Source organism: Pseudomonas sp. Z2-11 (assembly GCF_054161305.1).
In genome coordinates this window covers 2,759,241-2,780,978 of sequence record NZ_CP096395.1, presented here as the reverse complement: position 1 = coordinate 2,780,978, position 21,738 = coordinate 2,759,241, and the positions used below count along the sequence as shown (strand labels likewise).

Here is a 21,738-nt window from a genome sequence, read left to right as displayed (position 1 = left end):
GCGCGACACGTTGGCGATCGGTGTAAAGGCCGGTAACAGCTACCGTCGGTTGGCACAATACAAACACTTCAACTGCGCTTAAGCTTCCTGAACGCCAGCGGCTCCCACACTCGCATTGCCAGCAACAGCGCAGTACCGCGCTTCTCGGACAGTGGCGCGCTCAACGATTCGTTGTGGAGCGCCGCCAGTTTGCTGCGCAGCTTTTGGATCTCGCCCTGCAACTGGGCGTAAGCGGGCTGGGTCAGCATCCCATGGGTGAAATGCAGGGTTTCATCAGCGAGGTCGAATCGACTGGCCATGAAATCCGGCAGGCCCTGTTTCAGGAAGAACCCTCGGATAGGGCCGTCCGGCAGCCAGTCGAAATCCCGCGCCACCAGCAACCTGATGCGATTTCCCGGTTTCAGGTCTGCCAGGCCCATCCGCTCCAGCACGATCAAATGGCCGATGCACTCGGCTTTCGATACGCAGTAGGCGGACACAATGTCTTCCAGCGTCCAATGATTCACCGCACACACCGCTACCAACAACAGCTTTTCGTTTGAAACCAGTTGCGCTTCCTGTTCACGCGTCAGCATGTGCAAGCGCGGGGTCAAACGCTCCGCCTCCTGGAGCAGTTCAGCCATTGTCATGCCCAGCAACTCACAAAGCTGGGCAAGGCGTTCGACCGTCAGGCGACCGCTCGCCAGCAGGCGCTTCACGCTAGGCTCTGACAGATCAAGCGCCTGGGCAACATCACGATAGGTCAGGCCGGCGGCTTTCAGCCGTTGCTTGATGGTGATGATGAGTTGAGAAATTTGGCTCACGAGTATTGATATCCGATACCTTTGGTATCAGCTTAGCGAAAAATCAACGAAGCCGTTGCGAATTACGCCACCTGCTCCGCATGCTTGGCTCTCACAAAAACCGAGAGTTCAGCATGTTCATCAAAAGCGTGACGCCCGTTTCCCCAATAGCAGGCGAATCCTTCGCCGGAGATCTGCGGATTGGCGATATGGTGTTCATCCGGGTCCCCGCACGGCCCTTCCGAGAGGTTGCCAGCGCGACAAACTCTTGGACGAACCATGTCGGTGTGGTGGTCGACGACCATGGCGATGAGCCGCTGATTGCAGAGAGTACCTTCCCGCTTTCACGAACCACCTCGCTCAGCCGTTTCCTCAAGCGCTCCGAACAGGGACGCTGCGCCGTCGCCAGGCTCACGCACCCTCTTACCGACACGCAACGCAAGGCGTTCAGGAATGCCGCTGATCATCGGCTGGGCCGATTTTACGACACAGGCTTCAACCTGGCCTCGCGACGCCAGTTCTGCTCCCGTTTCGTTCGTGAAGTCATCGATGAAGCGACGAACATCCAGGTCGGCAAAGTGGAAACGTTCGCGACGTTACTACAAGATAACGCCGATCCGAATCTCGCCTTCTGGCGGCTGTGGTTCTTCGGCCGAATCCCTTGGCAACGTCGTACCGTCACCCCGGAAAGCTTGCTTCAGAGTTCGGAGGTGCGCATCATTTTCAACTCACAAGCGAGTGGAACGGCATGATCCAACCAGGACCAAAACACCATGGATGAACACCAGGAAGCCATCAAGAACAAGATCCGCGCCGCAGTAGCAACCAGCGATTCTGACGAGATCACCTATCGCTCTGAGTGGCTCGGTTACATGCCCTTCCCGGTTTTTCGATGGGTTGAACATAAAGGAAAGGATTTTTCCGGCGACTTTCCTGCCGATTGGACCCTTGAGCATCTGGCCAGTCTTGAGCGCGCGGGGTTCCTTGAAATGCTTGAGACCTACGAGAACCCGGAAGACCCGTTTGACCGGGATATCAGGTATCGCGTCTTGATTGAATAGAACAGAAAGTACCAAAGGCGTCGGTCTGCGCTATCTAACGAGACGAACGCAGCCACCGTGGAGAGGGAGCTTGCTCCCGCTGGGCCGGCCCGGCACTTCGGGCGAAGCGGCCCTGAATCGGCATCTCCGTTTTACCAGGCACACCGCATTGCTCGGTTTTGCGGCGGCTGCGCCACCGAGCGGGAGCAAGCTCCCTCGCCACGGTGGGTGTATTGGCATCGGAGACTCAGCCCCGAGGCCGACAGCGGCAGCCAATATGAGGCCTGACTGCGCGCTTTTGAGCAAACGCGGCTAGGCATGCTCTGCGCGTATAGTCGACTCTGACGCCGACCGCACCTCCAAGAGCCTTCCCCCGTGCCTGAGCTACCAAACGATTACGCCTACAAAAAACGCTTCGACGCCGTACTGGCGTATATCGATGCCAATCTGGAAGGTGATCTGTCGGTAAGGACGTTAAGCCATGTGGCGAACTTCTCGGCGTTTCACTTTCATCGCCAGTTCACCGCGTTCATGGGCGTGCCTGTTTCGCGCTACGTCCAGCTGATGCGGCTACGACGCGCGGCACATCGCCTGGTCGCAGTTGCCGATTATTCGGTACTGGACGCCGCGCTAGATGCGGGCTTCAGGAGCCCCGAGGCATTCTCCAGGGCGTTCAGCCGGGCGTTCGGCGCCGCGCCAAGCGCGTTCAGAAAGAATGCAAACTGGCAGGTCTGGAACACGGTATTCGCCGTCCCACAATTTTCCAGGACACTTCTCATGCAAGTACGCATTATCGAACTCACTGAAATCAACGTAGCGGCCCTTGAGCACCGCGGGCCGCCCGGGCTCGTCAATGCGAGCGTCCGCCAGTTCATCGAGTGGCGGATGCGCAGCGGGCAGTCGCCGGTGGCATCAAGCCGCACGTTCGGTATTCCTTATGGCAATCCCGATACGACACCTGCGCAGGCCTTCCGATTTGCGATCTGCGGTGAGATTCACGAAGACGTGACGCCGAATGAGTTCGGCGTAGGCCCACTCGTCATTCCCGGCGGCCGCTACGTCGTGGTACGCCATGCGGGGTCGCCCGATCATATCGGCGAAACGATCTACCCGATCTACCGCGACTGGCTCCCCGCGAGCGGTGAGGAGCTGCGTGACCAGCCACTGTTTTTCCACTACCTGAGCGCCTATCCCGAGACGCCACAGGATCAATGGCAAACCGATGTGTATGTTCCACTGCAATAGCGGATAAAAACGCCCGTTACAAAAGCGCCCTACTTTATCTCTACCAACCGCAGGGATTGTGAACCAGCCAAGGACAGATGAATAACCGCCGCTCTGCTAGGGAAGTTCGGCGCATCGTCGTCGGTGTTTTCCATTGCCGCGATGTCGATCAGGGTCTGCTCACCCGCCGGGTCGCTGACCAGCCTGGCGTCCATCTTATCGATTGCTCGCCAGCTGTCTCCGCCGATTCGCATCACATCCAGCAGGCTGTAATGCGGCACGCCCTCTTCGTTCTCCTCAGGGGTAAAGGCCGCCAGGTACTGACTGTAATTGTTGCCCATCCCAAAGCCCTCGATAGTGAAGACCGCGAGCGTGACCTGGCTGTCCTCGCCGGTATCGAGCGTTTGTACCAGCGCCGCGTCGGGGTAGCCGGTGGCATAGCTGTCCTTGAGGAGCGCCACTAGATGCCCGATCTGTGCCTCCAAGGCTTGCGGAATGGGTTTCGGTTCTGCGGCTTGAGCCAGGGGGCAGATGAAAAACAAGGCAGCGGTCAGCAGGCGCAATTTCATAAGGTGGGTCCGCGATATCCAAGGATTGGCGCGGATATTAGCGTCTGGACTGGAGGTTGGTGACGATTTGTCATGGGTTTTGCGGTGGGGCGCACACTCGGTGCCCCCTTGGAAGTCTAAGCCATCACTCTTGCGAACGAATACGCTCTACCAGCCGCGCCTGCAACGCTTCAAGCTCCTGCGGATCGGCCTTGCCCCGTCCATGAGCCTCAGGCGCGGCGCCGTCCCAGCGCGGGATAATGTGGACGTGGATATGGAAGACCGTTTGCCCGGCGGGCGCGCCGTTAAACTGCGCGATCTGCACGCCATCCGGCTGCAGCTCGTCGACGAGGATCCGAGTGAGGCGTTGCGCCGCCGACATCATCTTGCCCAGCACCGCGGGGTCGACATCAAGAATATTGCGCGCCTGGGCCGCCTTTGGGATGACGAGCACATGACCGCGCGATTGCGGAAAAATATCGAGGAAGGCCAGTACATCAGCGTCTTCGTAGATTTTATAGCAGGGCGCTTCGCCGCGAAGAATCAGCCCAAAGATGTTCTGCGGATCGTATTGGCCGTACAAGCTCATGGTTGCTCCTCGCAAATACTTCAACTTTTCAGCGTCAGCGCTATCTTCAGCTGCAATTCGTTTTCGGAAAAGGGCTTGTGCAGAACCGGACACTGGGCGAAGTCAGCGGGCAGGCCGCTGACGCCGTATCCGGTGCTGAACAGGAAAGGAACGTTACGTGCACGCAGGATATCAGCCACCGGGAACACTCGTTCACCAGCCAGATTGACGTCCAGAATTGCCAGGTCAACCTCCAGGGTGTCCGCTTTTTCCCGAGCCTGGGCGAGTCGTGGGACTGACGCCACCACCGTGCAGCCCAGCTCTTCGAGCATTTCCTCTATCAACATGGCGACCGCGCCTTCGTCCTCGACAAGCAGAACCCTGATACCAGCAAACCGGGTCATGCAGACTGCTCAACGACCATGAACGAGAAGCGACAGAGAACGCCCTCAGGTGCAAAAGTCAGGACAAAGATTCCGCCAAGATCGCGCTCGATGCAGCGCTTCATCAACCGCGAACCGAGCCCTTCACGTTCCGGCGGAAACACCGGAGGGCCGCCCTGCTCGCGCCAATCCAAGGTCAGCAAGGTGCCGTTCGATTGCGACTGGACGTTCCAGTTCAGCGAAAGCCTGCCCGTCTCGACCGACATCGCGCCGTACTTGAGCGCATTGATCGCCAGTTCGTTGAGGGTCATGGTCAGGCCGAGCGCGACCCGGGTATCGACGTCGATGGCATCACCCTCGATGGTGATACGGCCAGGGTCGGCCCCGAATATCGGCACCAGCACTTCCCGGGCCAGGGAGGCCAGCGGGGTCTGGCCCCAATGCCGCCTCGTCAGCAGATCGTGGGCGCGGGACAACGCGAGAAGCCGGGCTTCGAAACGGTTGTAACCATCCTTGGCATCCACCGCATTGCGGGCGGTCTGGGCTGCCAGGGATTGCACCGTGGCCAGGGTATTCTTGACCCGGTGGTTGAGCTCGTCGATCAGGGTTTTCTGCCGGTCTTCGGCCTGCTTGCGCTCGGAGATGTCCACCAGCATGTTGATGGCGCCTACCAGGTTGCCCTGCGCGTCGTGTAGCGGCGTGGGATAAGGCGCGAACGGGACCCGGCTGCCGTCGGGACGCTCCGCGACTGCCTCGACCCCGCGTATCGGCCGGTTTTCCCTCAAGGCCACCGCCATCGGGCACTGGTCGTGGGGCAGAAAATTGCCATCGGTGGTGAACAGTTTCCAGGTCACGCACCAAAGGTCGCCCAGTTCAGGCGTACGCCCCGACAACTCGACCGCTGCCCGGTTGAAAAAATTGATCCGGCCTTGCGCGTCCGTGGTATAGACCGCCGCGGGCAGCGCCTCGAGCAGGTTGCGCATGTGCCGTTCGCTTTCGAGGATCTGGTTTTCCATGCGCCGCGCCTGCGTGACATCCTGGATAACCCGCACGCCATAACGAAACACGCCTTGGGAGTCCCGGACCGATGAGCTGTGGATGTCCAGGTAGACGGTTTCGCCGTCAGGCTTGAAGGCGCGTTTGCGCAGCACGTAGTTATCCAGCTCGCCCGCCACTTGGCGCGCATACAGCGCGGCGTCTTCGTCGGTGCTGTCGGAGTGGGTATACCCCAGGAAAGTCATGTTCAGCAGTTCTTCGCGCGAGCGCCCGAGCATGTTGCAGAGCGCATCGTTGACCCGCAACAGACGGCCATCCGCCCCGGCTTCGGCAATGCCGATCGTCGCCGCCTCGTAGGTTGCGGACAACCGGTCATCGCTCTCCTGGCGTGCCGTCTCGGCCGCATGGACCGAGGTCACGTCCACGGTGAAGCACCGGGTGTTGAAAAGCTTGCCGTCCTCGAACCGCCCGTTGGAGGTGATGGTGACATGCTTGATCGAACCATCCTTGGCTCGAAGGCGAGCAGGATAGTCTTCCAGGCATTCGCCGTTGCTCAATTTGCTCAGGATGTCACCGATGACCGGCTCATCGACATGGAACTCGGTGATGTGGCGGCCGATGTACTCCTGCGCCGAATAACCGAGCAAGGCCAACTCAGCCTTGTTGGCACGCACAATGGTGCCCTCGCCGCTGACGATGTGCAGGCCCACCGCACTGTTTTCGAAGAAGTCTTCCAGGTCGGCATTCTTGCGCCGTAGCTCTTCGGCCATCGCGTGGTGCGCCGAGACGTCCTGAAAACAGTTGATCGCCCCTTGGATAGTGCCCTGCTCATCCCTCAGGGCCCGGATGTTCACCAGCGCGACGATCCGCGTCCCGTCAGGACGCTCGATGAACACTTCCTGGTTGCGCGTCGCCGTACCCGACTCCAGCGCCCAAGCCATCGGGCAGTCTTCCAATGCCAACGGCGTACCGTCGGCCAGGAACAGGCGATAGGAACCGCAGAAACGGTCGCCGCCCTCCCCTAATACCGGCGCTCGCCCCCACAACGTGGCCGCCTCGCTGTTGTAGCGGACCAGCCAGCCGTTGTGATCACACAGATACACCGCGCCAGGAATCGCGTCGAGCGCGTTTGCGCCCATCGCCAAAAGTCCTTCGTACTCGCTCGGTGTACGCGTCTCCCTGGGAAACGCTTCAATATTCGACATTTCTATCCCCAATCCGCCTGGCTGAATGCGCCTGCTACACAACGACCCGGTATCCCCTGAGTCGGCGATCCCAGCCCGGACTATTCCTTTACATGCCGGAGCGGATTTTTTCATGCAGCTGCAATGGATACTAGATCCTTATTCAACCTGCGAGTTCAGGAAAATTCGGCGACATGGCACGCCAGTCTCAAAATCGGAACAACGCGCGGGGCGTTTCTACCATAAGCGCGCGCATAAACGGCAAAGAAATCTGCAAATCCTGCAGCTGGCGCGTCACCGTATCGAAGCTGACGACTGCCTCGTGTTGTGTATGCGGCCAGTCACTGCCCCATACCAGGCGATGGGCGCCGAAACTCTGCTCCAGCAGGCCCAATGCGGCCCTGGCAAATGCCAGATTCTGCCGCTCGGTGCCCGCCAGCCGGTAGATACCGGAGACCTTCATCCAAATTTGCCCGCTGGAGCCCAGCGCCATCAGCTCGGCATATCCTGGTTGATCTAGGCCCGAACGGGCATCGGGGCGACCGAAGTGGTCGACCACCAGGCGGACGCCGAACGGCATCAACTGGCGAATCAATCCCGGCAGATGTTCTACCGGGGCATGCAATTCAACATGCCAATCCAATTCGGCAAGGTGGCCAAGGAACTCTTTCCACAGGATTTCGCGAAAGTCGGGCGAAGCCGTGCCCATCAGGTTCAAGCGAACGCCGACCACGCCCAGCCGCGCCATCTCCTCCAGCTCGACTCGGCTGATATCCGGTTCCACCACCACGACCCCGCGCAGTTGTTCCGGCGCCTGTTCCAGCGCGGCGAGCAGGTAGCGGTTATCGGTGCCGAGAAAGCTCGGCTGGACCAGAACCCCATGGCTCAAGCCATGGGTCTGCAGATGGTTCAGGTATTGCGCAAGCGTAGCGTCATAGTCCGGTGTGTAACGCCGCACGGCAGCCAGCTCCAGCTCACGGCTGAACACGTGGGCATGGCAGTCGATGCCGGTCATCGACGTAGTACAGGAATCAACCATGGTTCTCATCTATCAAAATTAAAGTGATCAGGCGCGGGCGCTCTCGCTGGCAGATGCCACGGCGGGCGCCGGTGACGCAGATGCCTCAAGGCTACGGCCGCGGGTTTCCGGCAGGCAAAGCGCCGCGAGCACAGCCACGCCGTAGGCGATGCCCGCATCAATGCCGATGGCTGATCCCAGGGACATGGAATCGCTCATGTGCCCCACCAGGAACGGGAATACCGCCGACAGCACCCGGCCGAAGTTGTAGCAGAAACCGACGCCGGCACCGCGTACATCCGCCGGGTACAACTCGTTGAAGAACGCCCCGAGGCTGGCCGGAATGCCGGCTGCGAAAAAGCCGAGCGGGAAGCCCAGGAACAACATCTGCGTATTGCTCAACGGCAGGAATACGTAGCACTGCACTGTCACCACACAGCACAGCGCGAACAACAGGATGTTCTTGCGCCGGCCGATGCGATCGATCAGCAAGCCACTGACGACACAACCGCACCAGAAGGCAAAGATGATCACCGCCAGGTAGCCGCCGGAATTGAGCACCGACAGGTTGCGCTCGGTCTTGAGGAAGGTCGGCAGCCAGGTCATCACCGCGTGATAACCGCCGTGGGCACCCAGCCCGAGCAAACCGCCGAACAGGGTCACGCGAATCAGTTCCGGGCGAAAGATGCCGCCCAGGGACTTGAAGAAGCTCTGCGGAATCGCCTGTTCCTTTTGCAGGCGCTGGAAACTGTCCGGCTCCTCGACGTTGCGGCGCACCCAGATGATCAGGAACGACGGCAGCAGGCCGACGATGAACATCACCCGCCAGGCCATGTCCTGCGGCACCAGGGAGTAGATCAGCGTAAAGACCCCGACAGCCAGCCCCCAACCCACCGCCCAGGCGCTCTGGACCGTGCCCATGACCTTGCCGCGGTATTTCGGATTGATCGTCTCGGCCATCAGCACCGCGCCGGCGGCCCACTCTCCGCCAATGCCAAAGCCCTGCAATGCCTTGACGATCAACAGTTGGTGAAAGCCCGTGACGAACGCCGACAGGAAGGTGAAGAACGAGAACCACAGGATCATCCATTGCAGCGTGCGCACCCGGCCATAACGGTCGGATAGCGTCCCGCCGACCCAGCCACCCAGGGCCGAGGTCACCAGCGTAACGCCGCTGATCAGCCCCGCATCGCCCTTGGACAAGGCGAACGCGGCGATCAACGCCGGTATCGCCAGGCCGAACATCTGGACTTCCAGCGCGTCGAGCGACCAGCCGCCAAAACACGCCCAAAACGTCTTGCGCTCCCGCGAAGTAATCTGGCGATACCAACTGAACATGATTCTTATCCTTATGAGTGGAACAAAAGGCAGCCGAGAGCGAACCGCGCCGCTACAGGGCCAGTCAGGAAAAACACACAGGGCAAGGGCAGCGGCATTCGAGACGCCGCTAGCCCGCCGAAGTCAGCGGATTTCGACGCTGTAGCGGAAATGCTCGGCATGCCCGCGCGAACGGCGCCATTCCAGCGGGTTACCGGCGTAATCGCGGGCCAGACGCTCGATCACCACCACCGGGCTGTTGACCGGAACCTGCAACAAGCGCGCGTGCACCTCGTTGACCGATTCGGCCGTGAGGGTTTCCTGCGCGTAGGCAACCACCTGCCCGCAGACTTCCTCGTAGATGGGATAAAGCAACGGCCCTTTCTGGTTCAGGTCGATCTCCAGCAACGGCTGGAATCGGCCACGTGGCAGCCAGATTTCCTCGGCGAGCACCGGCTCGACTTCCAGCAGACGCACCCGGACGATGCGGATCACCGGCGCATCGACCGGCAACCCCAAGGCCTGTGCGACCGCCGATGGCGCCGCCACCGGCTCGACAGAAAGGATGCGACTCTGCGGAACCCGACGTTCACCGGACGCCGACTGAAAGCGAAAGAAACGAAACAACGATGACTGGAACTGCGGACGACGAATGAAGGTGCCCCGCCCTTGCTGGCGCTCCAGGATGCCCTCGCTGACCAAGGCATCAATTGCCTTGCGCACGGTTCCGGTGGACAGCTGGTATTCGGCTGACAACGCCGCCTCGGTGGGAATCGCCTCCCCCGGACGCCAGCGATTGTTGGCGATCTGCTCCGCCAACTGGTCACGCAAACGTTGATATAGCGGCAGGCGGGCGTCGCTGGACAGGGCGTTCATAGGACTATATTCACCTTGTTATCTAGTCATCTATATGAATTTGAGCCGAGTATTTGCTTCGACCCGCCGTATTGTCAAGACGGGGCCTGATACTTTGCAGACCAACGGAAACAGCAAGCGCAGCGAATCAGTGCGCTGCGTGACGAGGCAATGCCAAAGAAATCAGGGCAGCGAGCAACACGAATGCACTGGAAATCCACAGGCACGCCGCCAGCCCGTACCCTTGGTAGACCCAACCGGAAAGCAGCGTCCCGGCCAGCCGGCCGATGGCGTTGGACATGTAATAGAAACCCACGTCCAGCGACACGCCGTCCTCCTTGGCGTACGACACGATCAGATAACTGTGCAGGGAAGAATTCACCGCGAACAGCACGCCAAAGACCATCAGCCCGCCCAACAGCATCGCCTGTTGTGACAGCCCCAGGGCCATCGCCGCCGGCAAGCCCGCCAACGCCAGCGCCCAGAGGAACGCGGCGCGTCCATCGGGCACCTGCCCGCGTTTCTTGCCGGTGATGTTCGGCGCCAGGGATTGCACGATGCCGTAGCCGATGACCCACGCGGCGAGAAATCCGCCCACGGTCGAGAAATTCCAGCCGTAGACACTGCTCAGGTAGACCGGCAGGGCCACCACGAACCAGACATCCCGGGCGCCGAACAGGAACATTCGCGCGGCCGACAAAATATTGATCGCCCGGCTCTTGGAAAGGATGTCGCGAAACCGGGGCTTGGCCTTGGCCTTGCCCAGGTCCTTCTTCAGCAGGATCAGGCTACCGCCCCAGATCAGTGCCAACACGACGGCCATCGCCAACAATGCGCCCTGGAAACCGATCCATGCGAGCAGCGCCCCGCCGAGGAAAAAGCCGACGCCCTTGAGCGCGTTCTTCGAGCCGGTGAGGATCGCTATCCAGCGATAAAGCCTGCCCTGTTCACCGTCAGGCACCAGGAGCTTGATGGAGCTCTTGGCGCTCATCTTGTTCAGGTCCTTGGCGATTCCCGAAAGCGCCTGGGCCATCATCACCCAGGCGATGGTCAGCCAGGCGGACGGAACGGTCAGCATCAGCAGCGCCACCACTTGCAGGCCCAAGCCGATGTTCATCGTCCGATTCAGGCCCAGCCGGGCACCGAGGTAGCCGCCCAGCAGGTTGGTGATCACGCCGAAGAGTTCGTAGAACAGGAACAGCGCCGCAATCTGCAACGGGCTATAGCCCAACGCGTGGAAGTGCAATACCACGAGCATCCGCAGGGCGCCGTCGGTCAAGGTGAAGGCCCAGTAATTACCGGTGACGAGCAGGTACTGTCGCACTTGCGGCGCTATGGCTGACAAGGCTTTCATCACGATTCCTCAGATGGCCAGGCCAACCATCCGGGCCAGTTCGACGGTGCGGTTGGCGTAGCCCCATTCGTTGTCGTACCAGGCATAGAGCTTGACCTGGGTGCCGTTGACAACCAGGGTCGACAGCGCATCGATAATCGACGAGCGCGGATCGGTGCGGTAGTCGATGGACACCAGAGGGCGCTCCTCGAAACCGAGGATGTCCTTGAGCTCGTGCTCGGCTGCGTCCTTGAGAAAACGGTTCACTTGCTCGACCGTGGTGGCTCGCTCGACCTCGAACACGCAATCGGTCAGCGACGCATTGGCCAACGGCACCCGCACGGCATGGCCATTGAGGCGCCCGCGCAGCTCGGGAAAGATTTCGGCGATGGCGGTGGCCGAGCCGGTGCTGGTGGGAATCAAACTCATACCCGACGCCCGGGCGCGACGCAGGTCCTTGTGCGGCTGGTCGAGGATGCTCTGGGTATTGGTCAGGTCATGAATGGTGGTGATCGAGCCGTGACGGATGCCGAGCTTCTCGTGGATTACCTTGACCACGGGTGCCAGGCAGTTGGTGGTGCAGGAAGCCGCCGTCACGATGCGATGCCGGTCCGGCTCGAACTGCTGGTGATTGACGCCCATGACGATATTCAAGGCGCCTTGCTCTTTCACCGGGGCACTGACCACCACGCGCTTCACGCCCTGATCGAGATACGCCTGGAGCACCGCTACCGTCTTCATCTTGCCGCTGGCCTCGATCACCACATCGCAGCCCGACCAGTCGGTGTCGGCGATCGCTTTGTTGGCTGTGACCTTGATGCGCTGCCCCTCGATGATCATGCTGGCGCCATCGGCGTCGGCCTGGCGGCTCCAGCGGCCGTGCACCGAATCGAAGTTCAACAGATGCGCATGGGTCGCCGCGTCGCCCGCCGGGTCGTTGACCTGCACGAACTGGAATTCCGGCCAGCCCCAGGCCGCGCGCAAGGCAAGGCGACCTATGCGTCCGAAACCGTTGATGCCTACTTTGATCGTCATTTTGAAGGGGGCCGTCTATCTGTGTTCAGTCGAATATATGTTTTTCCGGATACAAGAGGAAATCGAAAGTGGCGCGTCCCCGTGGCGAGGGAGCTTGCTCCCTCGCCACGGAGTCCGTTGTTATTTCAGAAGGGAGAGTGTTCCGATCACGCTCTCGTAGTACAGTCTGCACCCGATATCAGCCCCAATTTGAAGGACATCAGGTGTCCGGGAATTTTGCTTGAACAGACCTGTGCCTCATGTTCTTCGTCAGCCGAAGCGGTAACAGCATGATTGAAATCACCGAAGTCTCCATTGCCCATCTCCGGGCTGCGCTGGAATCCGGCCAGACCACGGCGGTCGAGCTGGTCCAGGCCTATCTCGCCCGGATCGACGCCTATGACGGTCCCGATACGCCTACCGCCCTCAACGCGGTGGTGGTTCGCAACCCCGCTGCGCTGGACGAGGCCAAGGCGTCCGATGCCCGTCGGGCCAAGGGCCAGACTCTGGGCCCCCTCGATGGCATTCCCTATACCGCCAAGGACAGTTATCTGGTGAAGGGGCTGACCGCTGCGTCTGGAAGCCCGGCCTTCAAGGACCTGGTTGCCCATCGCGACGCCTTCACTATCGAACGCCTGCGTGCCGCCGGGGCGATCTGCCTGGGCAAGACCAATATGCCGCCGATGGCGAACGGCGGCATGCAGCGCGGTGTTTATGGCCGCGCCGAAAGCCCTTATAACGCGGATTACCTCACCGCGCCTTTTGCCTCCGGTTCGTCGAACGGCGCGGGCACTGCCACCGCTGCCAGTTTCGCCGCCTTCGGCCTTGCTGAAGAAACCTGGTCCAGCGGACGCGGCCCGGCCTCCAACAATGGCTTGTGTGCCTACACGCCCTCGCGCGGGGTGATCTCGGTGCGCGGCAACTGGCCCCTGACTCCGACGATGGACGTTGTGGTGCCCTACGCCAGGACCATGGCCGACCTGCTGGAAGTGCTCGACGTGGTGGTGGCGAACGACCCCGACCCTCGTGGCGACCTGTGGCGCCTGCAACCCTGGGTGCCGATTCCGTCCGTCGATTCGGTCCGTCCCGCCTCGTACCCGAGCCTTGCCGCCAAACCCGAAGCGCTGGCCGGCATCCGTTTCGGCGTGCCGCGCATGTACATCAATGCCGACCCCGAGGCGGGCACCGCTGAAAAGCCAGGCATTGGCGGCCCGACCGGGCAACGGATCATCACTCGCCCGTCGGTGATTGCCCTCTGGGAAGCCGCGCGCAAAGCCTTGGAGGCCCAAGGCGCCGAAGTGATCGAGGTGGACTTCCCGCTGGTGTCCAACTGCGAGGGCGATCGTCCTGGCGCGCCGACGGTGTTCACCCGCGGCCTGGTGTCCAAGGAGTTCCTGCACCATGAACTCTGGGACCTGTCGGCCTGGGCGTTCGACGATTTCCTGCGGGCCAACGGCGATCCGAAACTCAATCGCCTGGCCGACGTCGACGGACCGCTGATTTTCCCTCACGACCCGGGCACCCTGCCCAATCGCGAGGATGATCTTGCCGCCGGCATGGACGAATATGTGAAGATGGCCCAACGCGGCATCACGCCGTGGGACCAGATCCCGACCTTGCCCGATGGCTTGCGCGGCCTCGAAGAGACACGCCGGATCGATCTTGAAGACTGGATGGAGCGGCTTGGCCTGGACGCGGTGATCTTCCCAACCGTGGCGGACGTCGGGCCCGCCGACGCGGACGTCAACCCGGAGTCCGCCGACATTGCCTGGAGCAACGGCGTATGGGTCGCCAACGGCAACCTCGCCATCCGCCACCTCGGCGTGCCAACTGTCACCGTGCCGATGGGCGTCATGGCGGACATCGGCATGCCGGTCGGGCTGACGTTCGCGGGCCGAGCCTATGACGATTCGAAACTGCTGCAGCTGGCTTCGGCATTCGAGTCGACGGGCTCGAAACGGATGATCCCGCCGCGCACTCCGCCGTTGTCTGGTGACCATCCGCGCGCGTGATCGCGGCGGGTACATGAAACAGGAAAGCAGGCTCACCGCTTCAATAGCTGTGAGGCCTGCGTCATCAGCGCCTGCTGCAGGCTAATCGAACCTGCCCTCCGCAAGCCGCCCCGTCTCGGGCCGCGCATAGAGATACCCCTGCATCAGCTCGATGCCCAACTCCAGCAGCGTCGCGCTTTCTTCTCGCGTCTCGACGCCCTCGGCGATGACGGTAATCCCCAGCCGGCCGGCGACCAGGATGATCCCCTCGACAATCGCGCGCCTGACCGGGTCCTGGTCGATGCCTCGGGTCAACGCCATGTCGATCTTCAGCACCTGGGGTTGGAACAGCGCCAGCAGATTGAGCCCCGAGTAGCCAGAACCGAAATCATCGATTGCGGTAGTGAAACCCTGGCGCTCGTACTCCAGGAAGATCGACTTGAGGTGCTCGGGGTCGTCCACCCTTTCGCCTTCCGTGACCTCGAACATGAGCCTGTCCGGCGGAAAGCGGCTTTGACGCGCAGCCTCCAATGTCGCTCGTATACAGGTCTCGGCCCGGTACACGGCGTTGGGCAGGAAATTGATGCTGAGCAGGCAATCGGGGATGTCGAGGATACCCAGCCTGGCAGCCTCCTCGATCGCTTTTACTCGGCAGGCCTGGTCGAACCGGTAGCGGTTGCCGTCATTCACAAGCCCGAGGATATAACCTGCCGATTCGCCGTTCACGCCCCTGACCAGTGCCTCATAGGCAAAGGCCGTGCGCGTGCGGACATTGAAGATCGGTTGGAACGCCATGGTGAAATCAAATCCCAATGCCGAATGGTCGCGACACTCGGCGCAACCAAGGGATTTGAACGTTTGAGGAGAAGAAGATGCGGTCATATCAGTGTTCCGTCGCGGCAGCGGATGTCCCTGTGATGCAGAAACTATAGGCAATCTCCCTTGAATCGGCACGGGTCGCGCTTTCTGGAGTGCGGTCGGGCCCGCGTTACGCAATTAACAACGTTTAACTCGCCCCAGCGCGCGACCTCGCCAAGAATGGCGCTCTGCCCAGGCCTTGGTTCACACGGAAAAGACGCATGTCGCCCGCATCCACAAACATGATTGTACCCGGGCCAGCACCGGTCGCCCTGAAGCCGATCTGGCTGCTGGCTTTGCTGGCGGGAAGCGCACCCGCGCTGGCAGGACAAACCGCCGAGGGTTTCCTGCAAGGGGCGACATTTGAGGTGCTGAGCCGCAACTTCTACCTCAACAATGACTATAGCTCCCCGACCCCGGCGGGCAAGAGCTACAAGGCGGAATGGGCCCAGGGCTTCATCGCCACGTTCGAGTCCGGCTTCACGCCCGGCATCGTCGGTGCAGGCATCGACGGCCATGGGTTCGTCGGTTTGAAACTGGACGGCGGCAAGGGCCACTCGGGGACGGGACTGCTGCCGCTGGACGAAGACGGGCGCAGTGAGGACGAATACTCCAGCGCCGGCGCTGCGCTGAAATTCAACACCTCGCGAACCACCTTGGCGCTCGGCGAAATGACCGTCGCGACACCGGTATTCGATACGGCTGACAAGCGTCTGCAACCGGAATACGCCAGCGGCGTGTGGCTGTCGAGCCACGAATTCGATGAGGTCGATGTGCAGGCGGGTCATTTCAACGCCTTCAAAAATCAGGATGCCTCCACCGCCAAAGGTGATTTCTCCGGTTATGGCGCAAGTACCCGCCACGGCAGTATCGACTTCATCGGCGCCGACCTGCTCAGCGGCCGCACGGTGGGCGGCGCGCTCTATGCTTCCGAGCTGAGCGACACCTGGCGCCAGTACTACGCCAATCTGCATTCGACGCTGGGCCAGCTGTTCCTCGACGGTAACGTCTACTACACCCGCGACCATGGCCAGGCCAGCGCAGGCGCCATCGACAACACGGCCTTCAGCCTGTCCGGCAAATATCGACATGAAGCCCAGGCATTCACCTTGGCGTACCAGAAAATCAACGGCGACACGCCTTTCGATTTCGTCGGTGGCGACTCCATTTACCTGGCCAACTCGATCAAATACGCCGACTTCAATGGCCCGGACGAACGCTCCTGGCAGGCTCGTTATGACCTCGACCTGGGCACGTTGGGCATCCCCGGCTTGAGTTTCATGGCCCGCTATGTAACCGGCAACGGGATAGATGGCAGCCATGCGCCAAGGGGCGGCGCCTACAACCCGTTCGACAGCGACACCGGAACCTACAGCCCGCAGCAGGGGGACGGCGGCCGTCATTGGGAGCGCGACCTGGACCTGCACTACGTCGTGCAATCAGGGCCGGCCAAGGACCTGTCGCTGCAACTGTCCCACGTCACCCACCGCGCCAACAGCGCCCAGGCCGGCGATGACATCGACAGGCTGTACGTCGCCATCCAGTACCCGCTGAAGCTCGGGCCGTTCTGAAGCCCCCCTCTGTGGGAGGGAGCCTGCTCGCGAAGGGGCCGGTACATCCGGCATCTTCATCAACTGACTTGCCGCCATCGCGAGCAGGCTCGCCCCACAATGATTTCCAGCGGACATAAAATTCACCTGCACTGCAGAACCCATGTGGGAGCGAGCCTGCTCGCGAAGAGGCCGGTACGTCCGACATCTTCATCAACTGACTTGCCGCCATCGCGAGCAAGCTCGCTCCCACAATGATTTCCAGCGGACATAAAATTCACCTGCACTGCAGAACCCATGTGGGAGCGAGCTTGCTCGCGAAGGGGCCGGTACATCCGACATCTTCATCAACTGACTTGCCGCCATCGCGAGCAGGCTCGCTCCCACAATGTTTTCCAGCGGACGTAAAATTCACGTGCACTGCAGAACACATGTGGGAGCGAGCTTGCTCGCGAAGGGGCCGGTACATCCGACATCTTCATCGACTGACTTGCCGCCATCGCGGGCAAGCTCGCTCCCACAATGATTTCCAGCGGACATAAAATTCACGTGCACTGCAGAACCCATGTGGGGCGAGCCTGCTCGCGAAGAGGCCGGTACGTCCGACATCTTCATCAACTGACTTGCCGCCATCGCGAGCAAGCTCGCTCCCACAATGATTTCCAGCGGACATAAAATTCCCGTGCACTGCAGAACACATGTGGGAGCAAGCTTGCTCGCGAAGAGGCCGGTACATCCGACATCTTCATCAACTGACTTGCCGCCATCGCGAGCAGGCTCGCTCCCACAATAATTTCCGGCGGACATAAAATTCACGCGCACTGCAGAACCCATGTGGGAGCGAGCTTGCTCGCGCAGTATTGAGCAGATGCTCGGCAATGTATCGACCAAAACCAGTGGAACAGCCGGTGACCAGCCAGGTTTTACGATTGCTCATGACGGTTCTCCTCTGTTGGCTCAGCCGGCGGTGACAGTCATGCCGCCATCAGCCATGACCACCGAGCCGACCATGAAGCTGGCGCGGTCCGAGGCCAGGAAGGCGACCACCTCGGCGATTTCTTGAGGCTGCGCGGCCCGGCCGATGGGGGCGGCTTCGCCGTGCTGGGCGAGAAACTGCGGGCCGTCCTCGACCACGTCGTTGAGGATATTGGTGACCACATCGCCAACGCCGACCGCATTGACTCGGATGCCATGCTCGATGGCTTCCAGCGCCAGCGTGCGGGTCAACTGCGCCAGGGCGCCCTTGGACGCGGTGTAGGCGGCGATGGTCGGGAAAGCGAAATAGGATGCATAGGAGGCGATGTTGACGATGGCCCCGGACTTGTTGGGCATCATTGCCTTGACCGCTTCGCGTGAGTGCAGGAACGCCGCGGTGGCGTTGACGGCCTGGATGCGTTCCCAATCCTGGCGCGTCATGTCGACCACCAGTTTGTTGATGATGATGCCGGCGTTATTGACCAGGATATCCAACCGGCCGAACTGCTCGACCGCCAGGCCCACCGCGCGCTCGGCGGCGCCGTCCTCGGTAATGTCAGCCACCAGCGGCACCAGTCCCGGGCGGGCCAGCTCGTTGACGGCGGGGTTGATGTCCTCGGCGATCACCTTGGCGCCACGGGCGTGCAGCAACAGGGAAATGGCCTTGCCGATACCGCTGGCGGCGCCGGTGACCAGGGCGACCTTGCCTTCGACTTCGTGGGGAATGTTGTGTTTGATATCGCTCATGGTAGCTCTCCTCGTTGACCGACCGACGAGACATTCGCCGGTGCGCTGTCGTGATTGACGGCTTCACTGTCGCGCAACGAGGGTTACCGGGCTTTGGTGATGTTGCGGGGACTGTCGGGGTTTTGCGCGAACGTGCAAAACCGGCGGGATTACCCGGGACGGCAGCGCGTCCCGGGCATCGGGTTCATGGCTTGCGAGTCACCCGCCACACGGTGTTCGCCAGGTCATCGGCGATGATCAACGCACCGCGCGGATCAACGGTCACACCCACGGGCCGCCCACGGGTCTTGCCATCGTCGCCGCGGAAACCCGTGGCGAAGTCCACCGGCTCACCAGCGGGACGACCGTTGCGAAACGGCACGAAAATGACCTTGTAGCCCACCGGCTGGTCGCGGTTCCAACTGCCGTGCTCACCCACGAAGGCGCCTTCGGCAAATTGCGCGCCCATGGCCGGGATGGAGAAATCGACACCGAGTGCCGCGACGTGGGACCCGAGGCTGTAGTCGGGTTTGACCGCAGCGGCGACTTTTTGCGGATCCTGCGGTTGCGCGCGCGGATCGACGTTCTGCCCCCAATAGCTATAGGGCCAGCCATAAAACGCACCTTCGCGCACCGATGTCAGGTAATCCGGCACCAGGTCGGGACCCAACTCGTCGCGCTCGTTGACCACCGCCCACAACTGTCCGGAGCCAGGCTCGACCTTCAACGCCGTCGGGTTGCGCAGACCGGTCGCATAGGGTTTGTGGGCGCCTGTCTCGGCGTCGATCTGCCAGACCATGGCCCGGTCGATTTCGACTTCCATGCCGCGCTCGGTGACGTTGCTGTTCGAACCGATGCCCACGTACAGCGAGCGTCCGTCGGGACTGATGGCCAGCGCCTTGGTCCAGTGGTGGTTGATCTCGGACGGCAGGTCTGTGACTTTTGTGGGTGACCCGCTGGCCTTGGTCTGGCCCTCTTCATAATCGAAGCGCACCAGGGCGTCCTGGTTGGCCACGTACAGCTTGCCATCGGCAAACGCCAGGCCATAGGGTGCGTTGAGGTTTTCGGCGAAGACCGTCTTGAGCTCGTAGGTGCCGTCACCGTCAGCGTCGCGCAACAGGGTCAGGCGATTGCCGCCCTTGACCTGGGTGTTGCCCTTGGCCTTGATGACACTGGCAATCACATCCTTGGGCTTGAGCTTCGCAGCGTTTCCGCCACGGCCTTCGGCCACCAGGATATCGCCGTTGGGCAGTACCAGGGTCTGGCGCGGAATCTTTAAATCGGTGGCGATAGCGGTGATGTCGTAGCCTTGCGGTACCGTCGGTTTCTGCTCGCCCCAGGGCACCGGCTCGGCGATTTTCATGCTGGGCAACAACCCGCGCTGGGGCTCCGGCAATTTGGGGTCCGGACCGCGTGCCTGAGTGGCGTCCCCTTCTCCTCCGCAGGCGCTCAGCAACAACGCCGTGCTCAAGGCTGTCAACGCGATGCGCGGTTTCATTGCTCACCTCCGGAACGCAGATTGGTCAGCCCGACCCACGCCGCAGCGCAGGCCAACACGGTTACGACGACCGACAGAACCAGGCCCTGGGGCATGATGGCCCAGGCGTCCTTGGCATGTTCGAAGGCATTGATCAGCCCGAGTACCCAGGTCACCAGCAGTAGCAGGAAATACACCACCGGACGCCCGCTCTTGCGCTCCGCACGGATCAGATTGACCAGCGCAAACAGCAATGCCAACCCACAGAACAGCAGTCCGCCGGCAATCAGCCAGGAGGCGAAATTGCTCCATTGGATCTGGTAGGTCTTGTAGTACGCGATGTCATTGAGCAGCGCCCCGAGAAACAACGGAACGGTGCCGGCAAGCAGGACCGCGTGAAGCGGACCTGGCGTGCTTCGGCAGAGGGGATGGGTGGTAACGGTCATGACAGCTCCTTATCGTTCAGCGTCCCGTGGCGGTTACCGTGAGATCCGGGCCGGCGGGGTCGCGTTGATTAACGCCTAGGGAAATGATCGTGCCGCCAAAGCGATAGTTCCGATTTTTCGCTTGGGGTAAGGCGGCAGTTCCCAGTGTTTTTAATGACAAGGAGTACGGGGTATGCCGATACAAACCGTGGCGAGGGAGCTTGCTCCCGCTGGGCTGCATAGCGGCCCCAAGCCTAATCACCAAGGTGTGCCAGGCTGATCACGACCAGCCTTTTTGGATTGCTGCGCAATCCAGCGGGAGCAAGCTCCCTCGCCACGAAGGGCAGTGCTGGGTGTCAGCTTCAAAGGCTTGAGGTCATGGTTTTTTGTGGCGAGGGGATTTATCCCCGCTGGGCTGCGTAGCGGCCCCAAGCCTAATCACCAAGGTGTGTCAGGCTGATCCCGACCAGCCTTTTTGGGATTGCTGCGCAATCCAGCGGGAGCAAGCTCCCTCGCCACGGGGGAATGGGGTTTCGGGGGGGGTCGTGTTAAACCCGCACCATCAGGGCCTCGTCCGCATCCGCCGCGCCATGCAGCAACTCGATCAGCCAATCGATGAACACCCTCACCCTCGGCGACAGCTGTCGATGAGGCGGGTAGACCACTGAAATCGGCCATGACGGCACCGGATGACCGCTCAATACCTCGACCAACCGCCCCTCGGCGAGTTGCCGTTGCACGTGGTAACGCGGCGCCTGGATCAGGCCGAATCCCGCCTCGCAAGCCGTCACGTAGCCGTCGGCGTTGTTGACGGTCAGCTCGGATGACATTTGCAGCTCTCGGACCTGCCCTGCCACTTCGAATTCGAACGGGAAATAGCGACCGTTACCGGACGCGAAACCGATGGCGCGGTGCTCTGCCAGGTCCTCCAGCGCCACAGGCGTACCTGAACGGGCCAGGTAGCCAGGGCTGGCGCAAGTCACTTGGCACAACCGCACGATCGGTCTCGCAACCAGCGCCTGGTCGCTGATGACGCCGGCCCGGATGGCGCAATCGACGCCTTCACGCTGCAGATGAACCAACCGGTCATGAAACCCCAGGTCCAGTTTCAATTGCGGATAGCGCCGATAGAAGTCCGCCAGGTTCGGCACGATCCATGTGCAGCCGAAGGCGATGGGCATGTCCACGCGCAGGGTGCCGCGAGGTTGGCTGCGTTGCGCGGACAGCGAGGTTTCCAGGTCATCCAGTTCATCGAGCAACTGACCGCAGCGCTGGTAGTAGGCTTCGCCATCCAGGGTTGCGCGCACCTGCCGCGTGGTGCGCTGTAGCAGTTGCACCCCCAGATGCCCCTCCAGTTGCTGGATCAACAGGCTGACGGTAGCCCGGGGCAAACCCAGATCGTCGGCGGCCTTGCCGAAACCGCCCAGTTCGACGATGCGCCGGAACACCTGCATAGCCTGTAATCGATCCATGG

Annotated in this window: 21 protein-coding genes; 5 read left to right on the top strand and 16 right to left on the bottom strand. The window is 61.4% G+C overall.

Annotation, left to right across the window (positions count from 1 at the left end):
• Window positions 1-68: 68 nt before the first annotated feature.
• On the bottom strand, window positions 69-803 hold the full coding sequence (locus M1E16_RS12400; protein WP_458130085.1) for a helix-turn-helix domain-containing protein: 735 nt from the start codon (window positions 801-803) through the stop codon (window positions 69-71).
• Window positions 804-916: 113 nt separating this feature from the next.
• On the opposite strand from M1E16_RS12400, the gene M1E16_RS12395 reads away from it, so the two are divergent.
• The 3 genes from M1E16_RS12395 (at window position 917) to M1E16_RS12385 (ending at window position 3,067) form a co-directional block, all read left to right on the top strand.
• Window positions 917-1,534 carry a YebB family permuted papain-like enzyme gene (locus M1E16_RS12395; protein ID WP_434697872.1) on the top strand — a complete coding sequence of 206 codons (618 nt, stop codon included), beginning with the start codon at window positions 917-919 and terminating at the stop codon, window positions 1,532-1,534.
• 21 nt (window positions 1,535-1,555) lie between these two features.
• Window positions 1,556-1,843 carry a hypothetical protein gene (locus M1E16_RS12390; RefSeq protein ID WP_458130084.1) on the top strand — a complete coding sequence of 96 codons (288 nt, stop codon included), beginning with the start codon at window positions 1,556-1,558 and terminating at the stop codon, window positions 1,841-1,843.
• A 354-nt stretch (window positions 1,844-2,197) separates the two neighbouring features.
• Window positions 2,198-3,067, top strand: a complete 870-nt coding sequence (locus M1E16_RS12385; RefSeq protein ID WP_458130083.1) for an AraC family transcriptional regulator — start codon at window positions 2,198-2,200, stop codon at window positions 3,065-3,067.
• 29 nt (window positions 3,068-3,096) lie between these two features.
• Here the strand turns inward: M1E16_RS12385 and M1E16_RS12380 are convergent, their stop codons facing one another.
• The 9 genes from M1E16_RS12380 to M1E16_RS12340 form a co-directional block, all read right to left on the bottom strand.
• Entirely contained in the window at window positions 3,097-3,615 is a 519-nt protein-coding gene (locus M1E16_RS12380) for a hypothetical protein (RefSeq protein ID WP_458130082.1), read from the bottom strand.
• A 124-nt stretch (window positions 3,616-3,739) separates the two neighbouring features.
• Entirely contained in the window at window positions 3,740-4,183 is a 444-nt protein-coding gene (locus tag M1E16_RS12375) for an HIT family protein (protein ID WP_458130081.1), read from the bottom strand.
• Window positions 4,184-4,203: 20 nt separating this feature from the next.
• The gene (locus tag M1E16_RS12370; RefSeq protein ID WP_434623979.1) at window positions 4,204-4,566 is read right to left on the bottom strand and encodes a response regulator; all 363 of its coding nucleotides are present in this window, start codon (window positions 4,564-4,566) and stop codon (window positions 4,204-4,206) included.
• Window positions 4,563-6,680, bottom strand: a complete 2,118-nt coding sequence (locus M1E16_RS12365) for a PAS domain-containing sensor histidine kinase (protein ID WP_458130080.1) — start codon at window positions 6,678-6,680, stop codon at window positions 4,563-4,565. The genes M1E16_RS12370 and M1E16_RS12365 overlap by 4 nt, the downstream gene beginning before the upstream one ends.
• 253 nt (window positions 6,681-6,933) lie before the next feature.
• On the bottom strand, window positions 6,934-7,764 hold the full coding sequence (locus M1E16_RS12360; protein WP_458130079.1) for an amidohydrolase family protein: 831 nt from the start codon (window positions 7,762-7,764) through the stop codon (window positions 6,934-6,936).
• A 27-nt stretch (window positions 7,765-7,791) separates the two neighbouring features.
• Window positions 7,792-9,081, bottom strand: a complete 1,290-nt coding sequence (locus M1E16_RS12355; RefSeq protein WP_434651871.1) for an MFS transporter — start codon at window positions 9,079-9,081, stop codon at window positions 7,792-7,794.
• A 123-nt stretch (window positions 9,082-9,204) separates the two neighbouring features.
• Window positions 9,205-9,936, bottom strand: a complete 732-nt coding sequence (locus tag M1E16_RS12350; RefSeq protein WP_458130078.1) for a GntR family transcriptional regulator — start codon at window positions 9,934-9,936, stop codon at window positions 9,205-9,207.
• 127 nt (window positions 9,937-10,063) lie between these two features.
• Complete coding sequence (gene arsJ, locus M1E16_RS12345) at window positions 10,064-11,269, bottom strand: organoarsenical effux MFS transporter ArsJ (protein WP_458130077.1); 1,206 nt, start codon at window positions 11,267-11,269, stop codon at window positions 10,064-10,066.
• Window positions 11,270-11,278: 9 nt separating this feature from the next.
• Entirely contained in the window at window positions 11,279-12,283 is a 1,005-nt protein-coding gene (locus tag M1E16_RS12340) for an ArsJ-associated glyceraldehyde-3-phosphate dehydrogenase (protein ID WP_458130076.1), read from the bottom strand.
• A 269-nt stretch (window positions 12,284-12,552) separates the two neighbouring features.
• Between M1E16_RS12340 and M1E16_RS12335 the strand changes: the two genes are divergently transcribed.
• Window positions 12,553-14,274 carry an amidase gene (locus M1E16_RS12335; protein ID WP_458130075.1) on the top strand — a complete coding sequence of 574 codons (1,722 nt, stop codon included), beginning with the start codon at window positions 12,553-12,555 and terminating at the stop codon, window positions 14,272-14,274.
• A gap of 81 nt (window positions 14,275-14,355) precedes the next feature.
• On the opposite strand, the gene M1E16_RS12330 is transcribed toward M1E16_RS12335, so the two are convergent.
• Window positions 14,356-15,135 (bottom strand): EAL domain-containing protein, encoded by a 780-nt coding sequence (locus tag M1E16_RS12330; protein WP_458130074.1) that lies wholly within the window; start codon window positions 15,133-15,135, stop codon window positions 14,356-14,358.
• Window positions 15,136-15,353: 218 nt separating this feature from the next.
• Between M1E16_RS12330 and M1E16_RS12325 the strand changes: the two genes are divergently transcribed.
• Window positions 15,354-16,682, top strand: a complete 1,329-nt coding sequence (locus tag M1E16_RS12325) for an OprD family porin (protein ID WP_458130322.1) — start codon at window positions 15,354-15,356, stop codon at window positions 16,680-16,682.
• Between the two features lie 727 nt (window positions 16,683-17,409).
• Here M1E16_RS12325 and M1E16_RS12320 read toward each other — a convergent pair.
• The 5 genes from M1E16_RS12320 to M1E16_RS12300 form a co-directional block, all read right to left on the bottom strand.
• The gene (locus tag M1E16_RS12320) at window positions 17,410-17,598 is read right to left on the bottom strand and encodes a hypothetical protein (RefSeq protein ID WP_458130073.1); all 189 of its coding nucleotides are present in this window, start codon (window positions 17,596-17,598) and stop codon (window positions 17,410-17,412) included.
• Window positions 17,599-17,618: 20 nt separating this feature from the next.
• The gene (locus M1E16_RS12315) at window positions 17,619-18,383 is read right to left on the bottom strand and encodes an SDR family NAD(P)-dependent oxidoreductase (protein ID WP_458130072.1); all 765 of its coding nucleotides are present in this window, start codon (window positions 18,381-18,383) and stop codon (window positions 17,619-17,621) included.
• Between the two features lie 184 nt (window positions 18,384-18,567).
• The gene (locus tag M1E16_RS12310) at window positions 18,568-19,860 is read right to left on the bottom strand and encodes a PQQ-dependent sugar dehydrogenase (RefSeq protein WP_458130071.1); all 1,293 of its coding nucleotides are present in this window, start codon (window positions 19,858-19,860) and stop codon (window positions 18,568-18,570) included.
• Entirely contained in the window at window positions 19,857-20,285 is a 429-nt protein-coding gene (locus M1E16_RS12305; protein WP_458130070.1) for a DUF2231 domain-containing protein, read from the bottom strand. Before M1E16_RS12305 ends, M1E16_RS12310 begins: the two co-directional genes overlap by 4 nt.
• Window positions 20,286-20,812: 527 nt before the next feature.
• The gene (locus M1E16_RS12300) at window positions 20,813-21,736 is read right to left on the bottom strand and encodes a LysR family transcriptional regulator (protein WP_434568652.1); all 924 of its coding nucleotides are present in this window, start codon (window positions 21,734-21,736) and stop codon (window positions 20,813-20,815) included.
• Window positions 21,737-21,738: the final 2 nt, after the last annotated feature.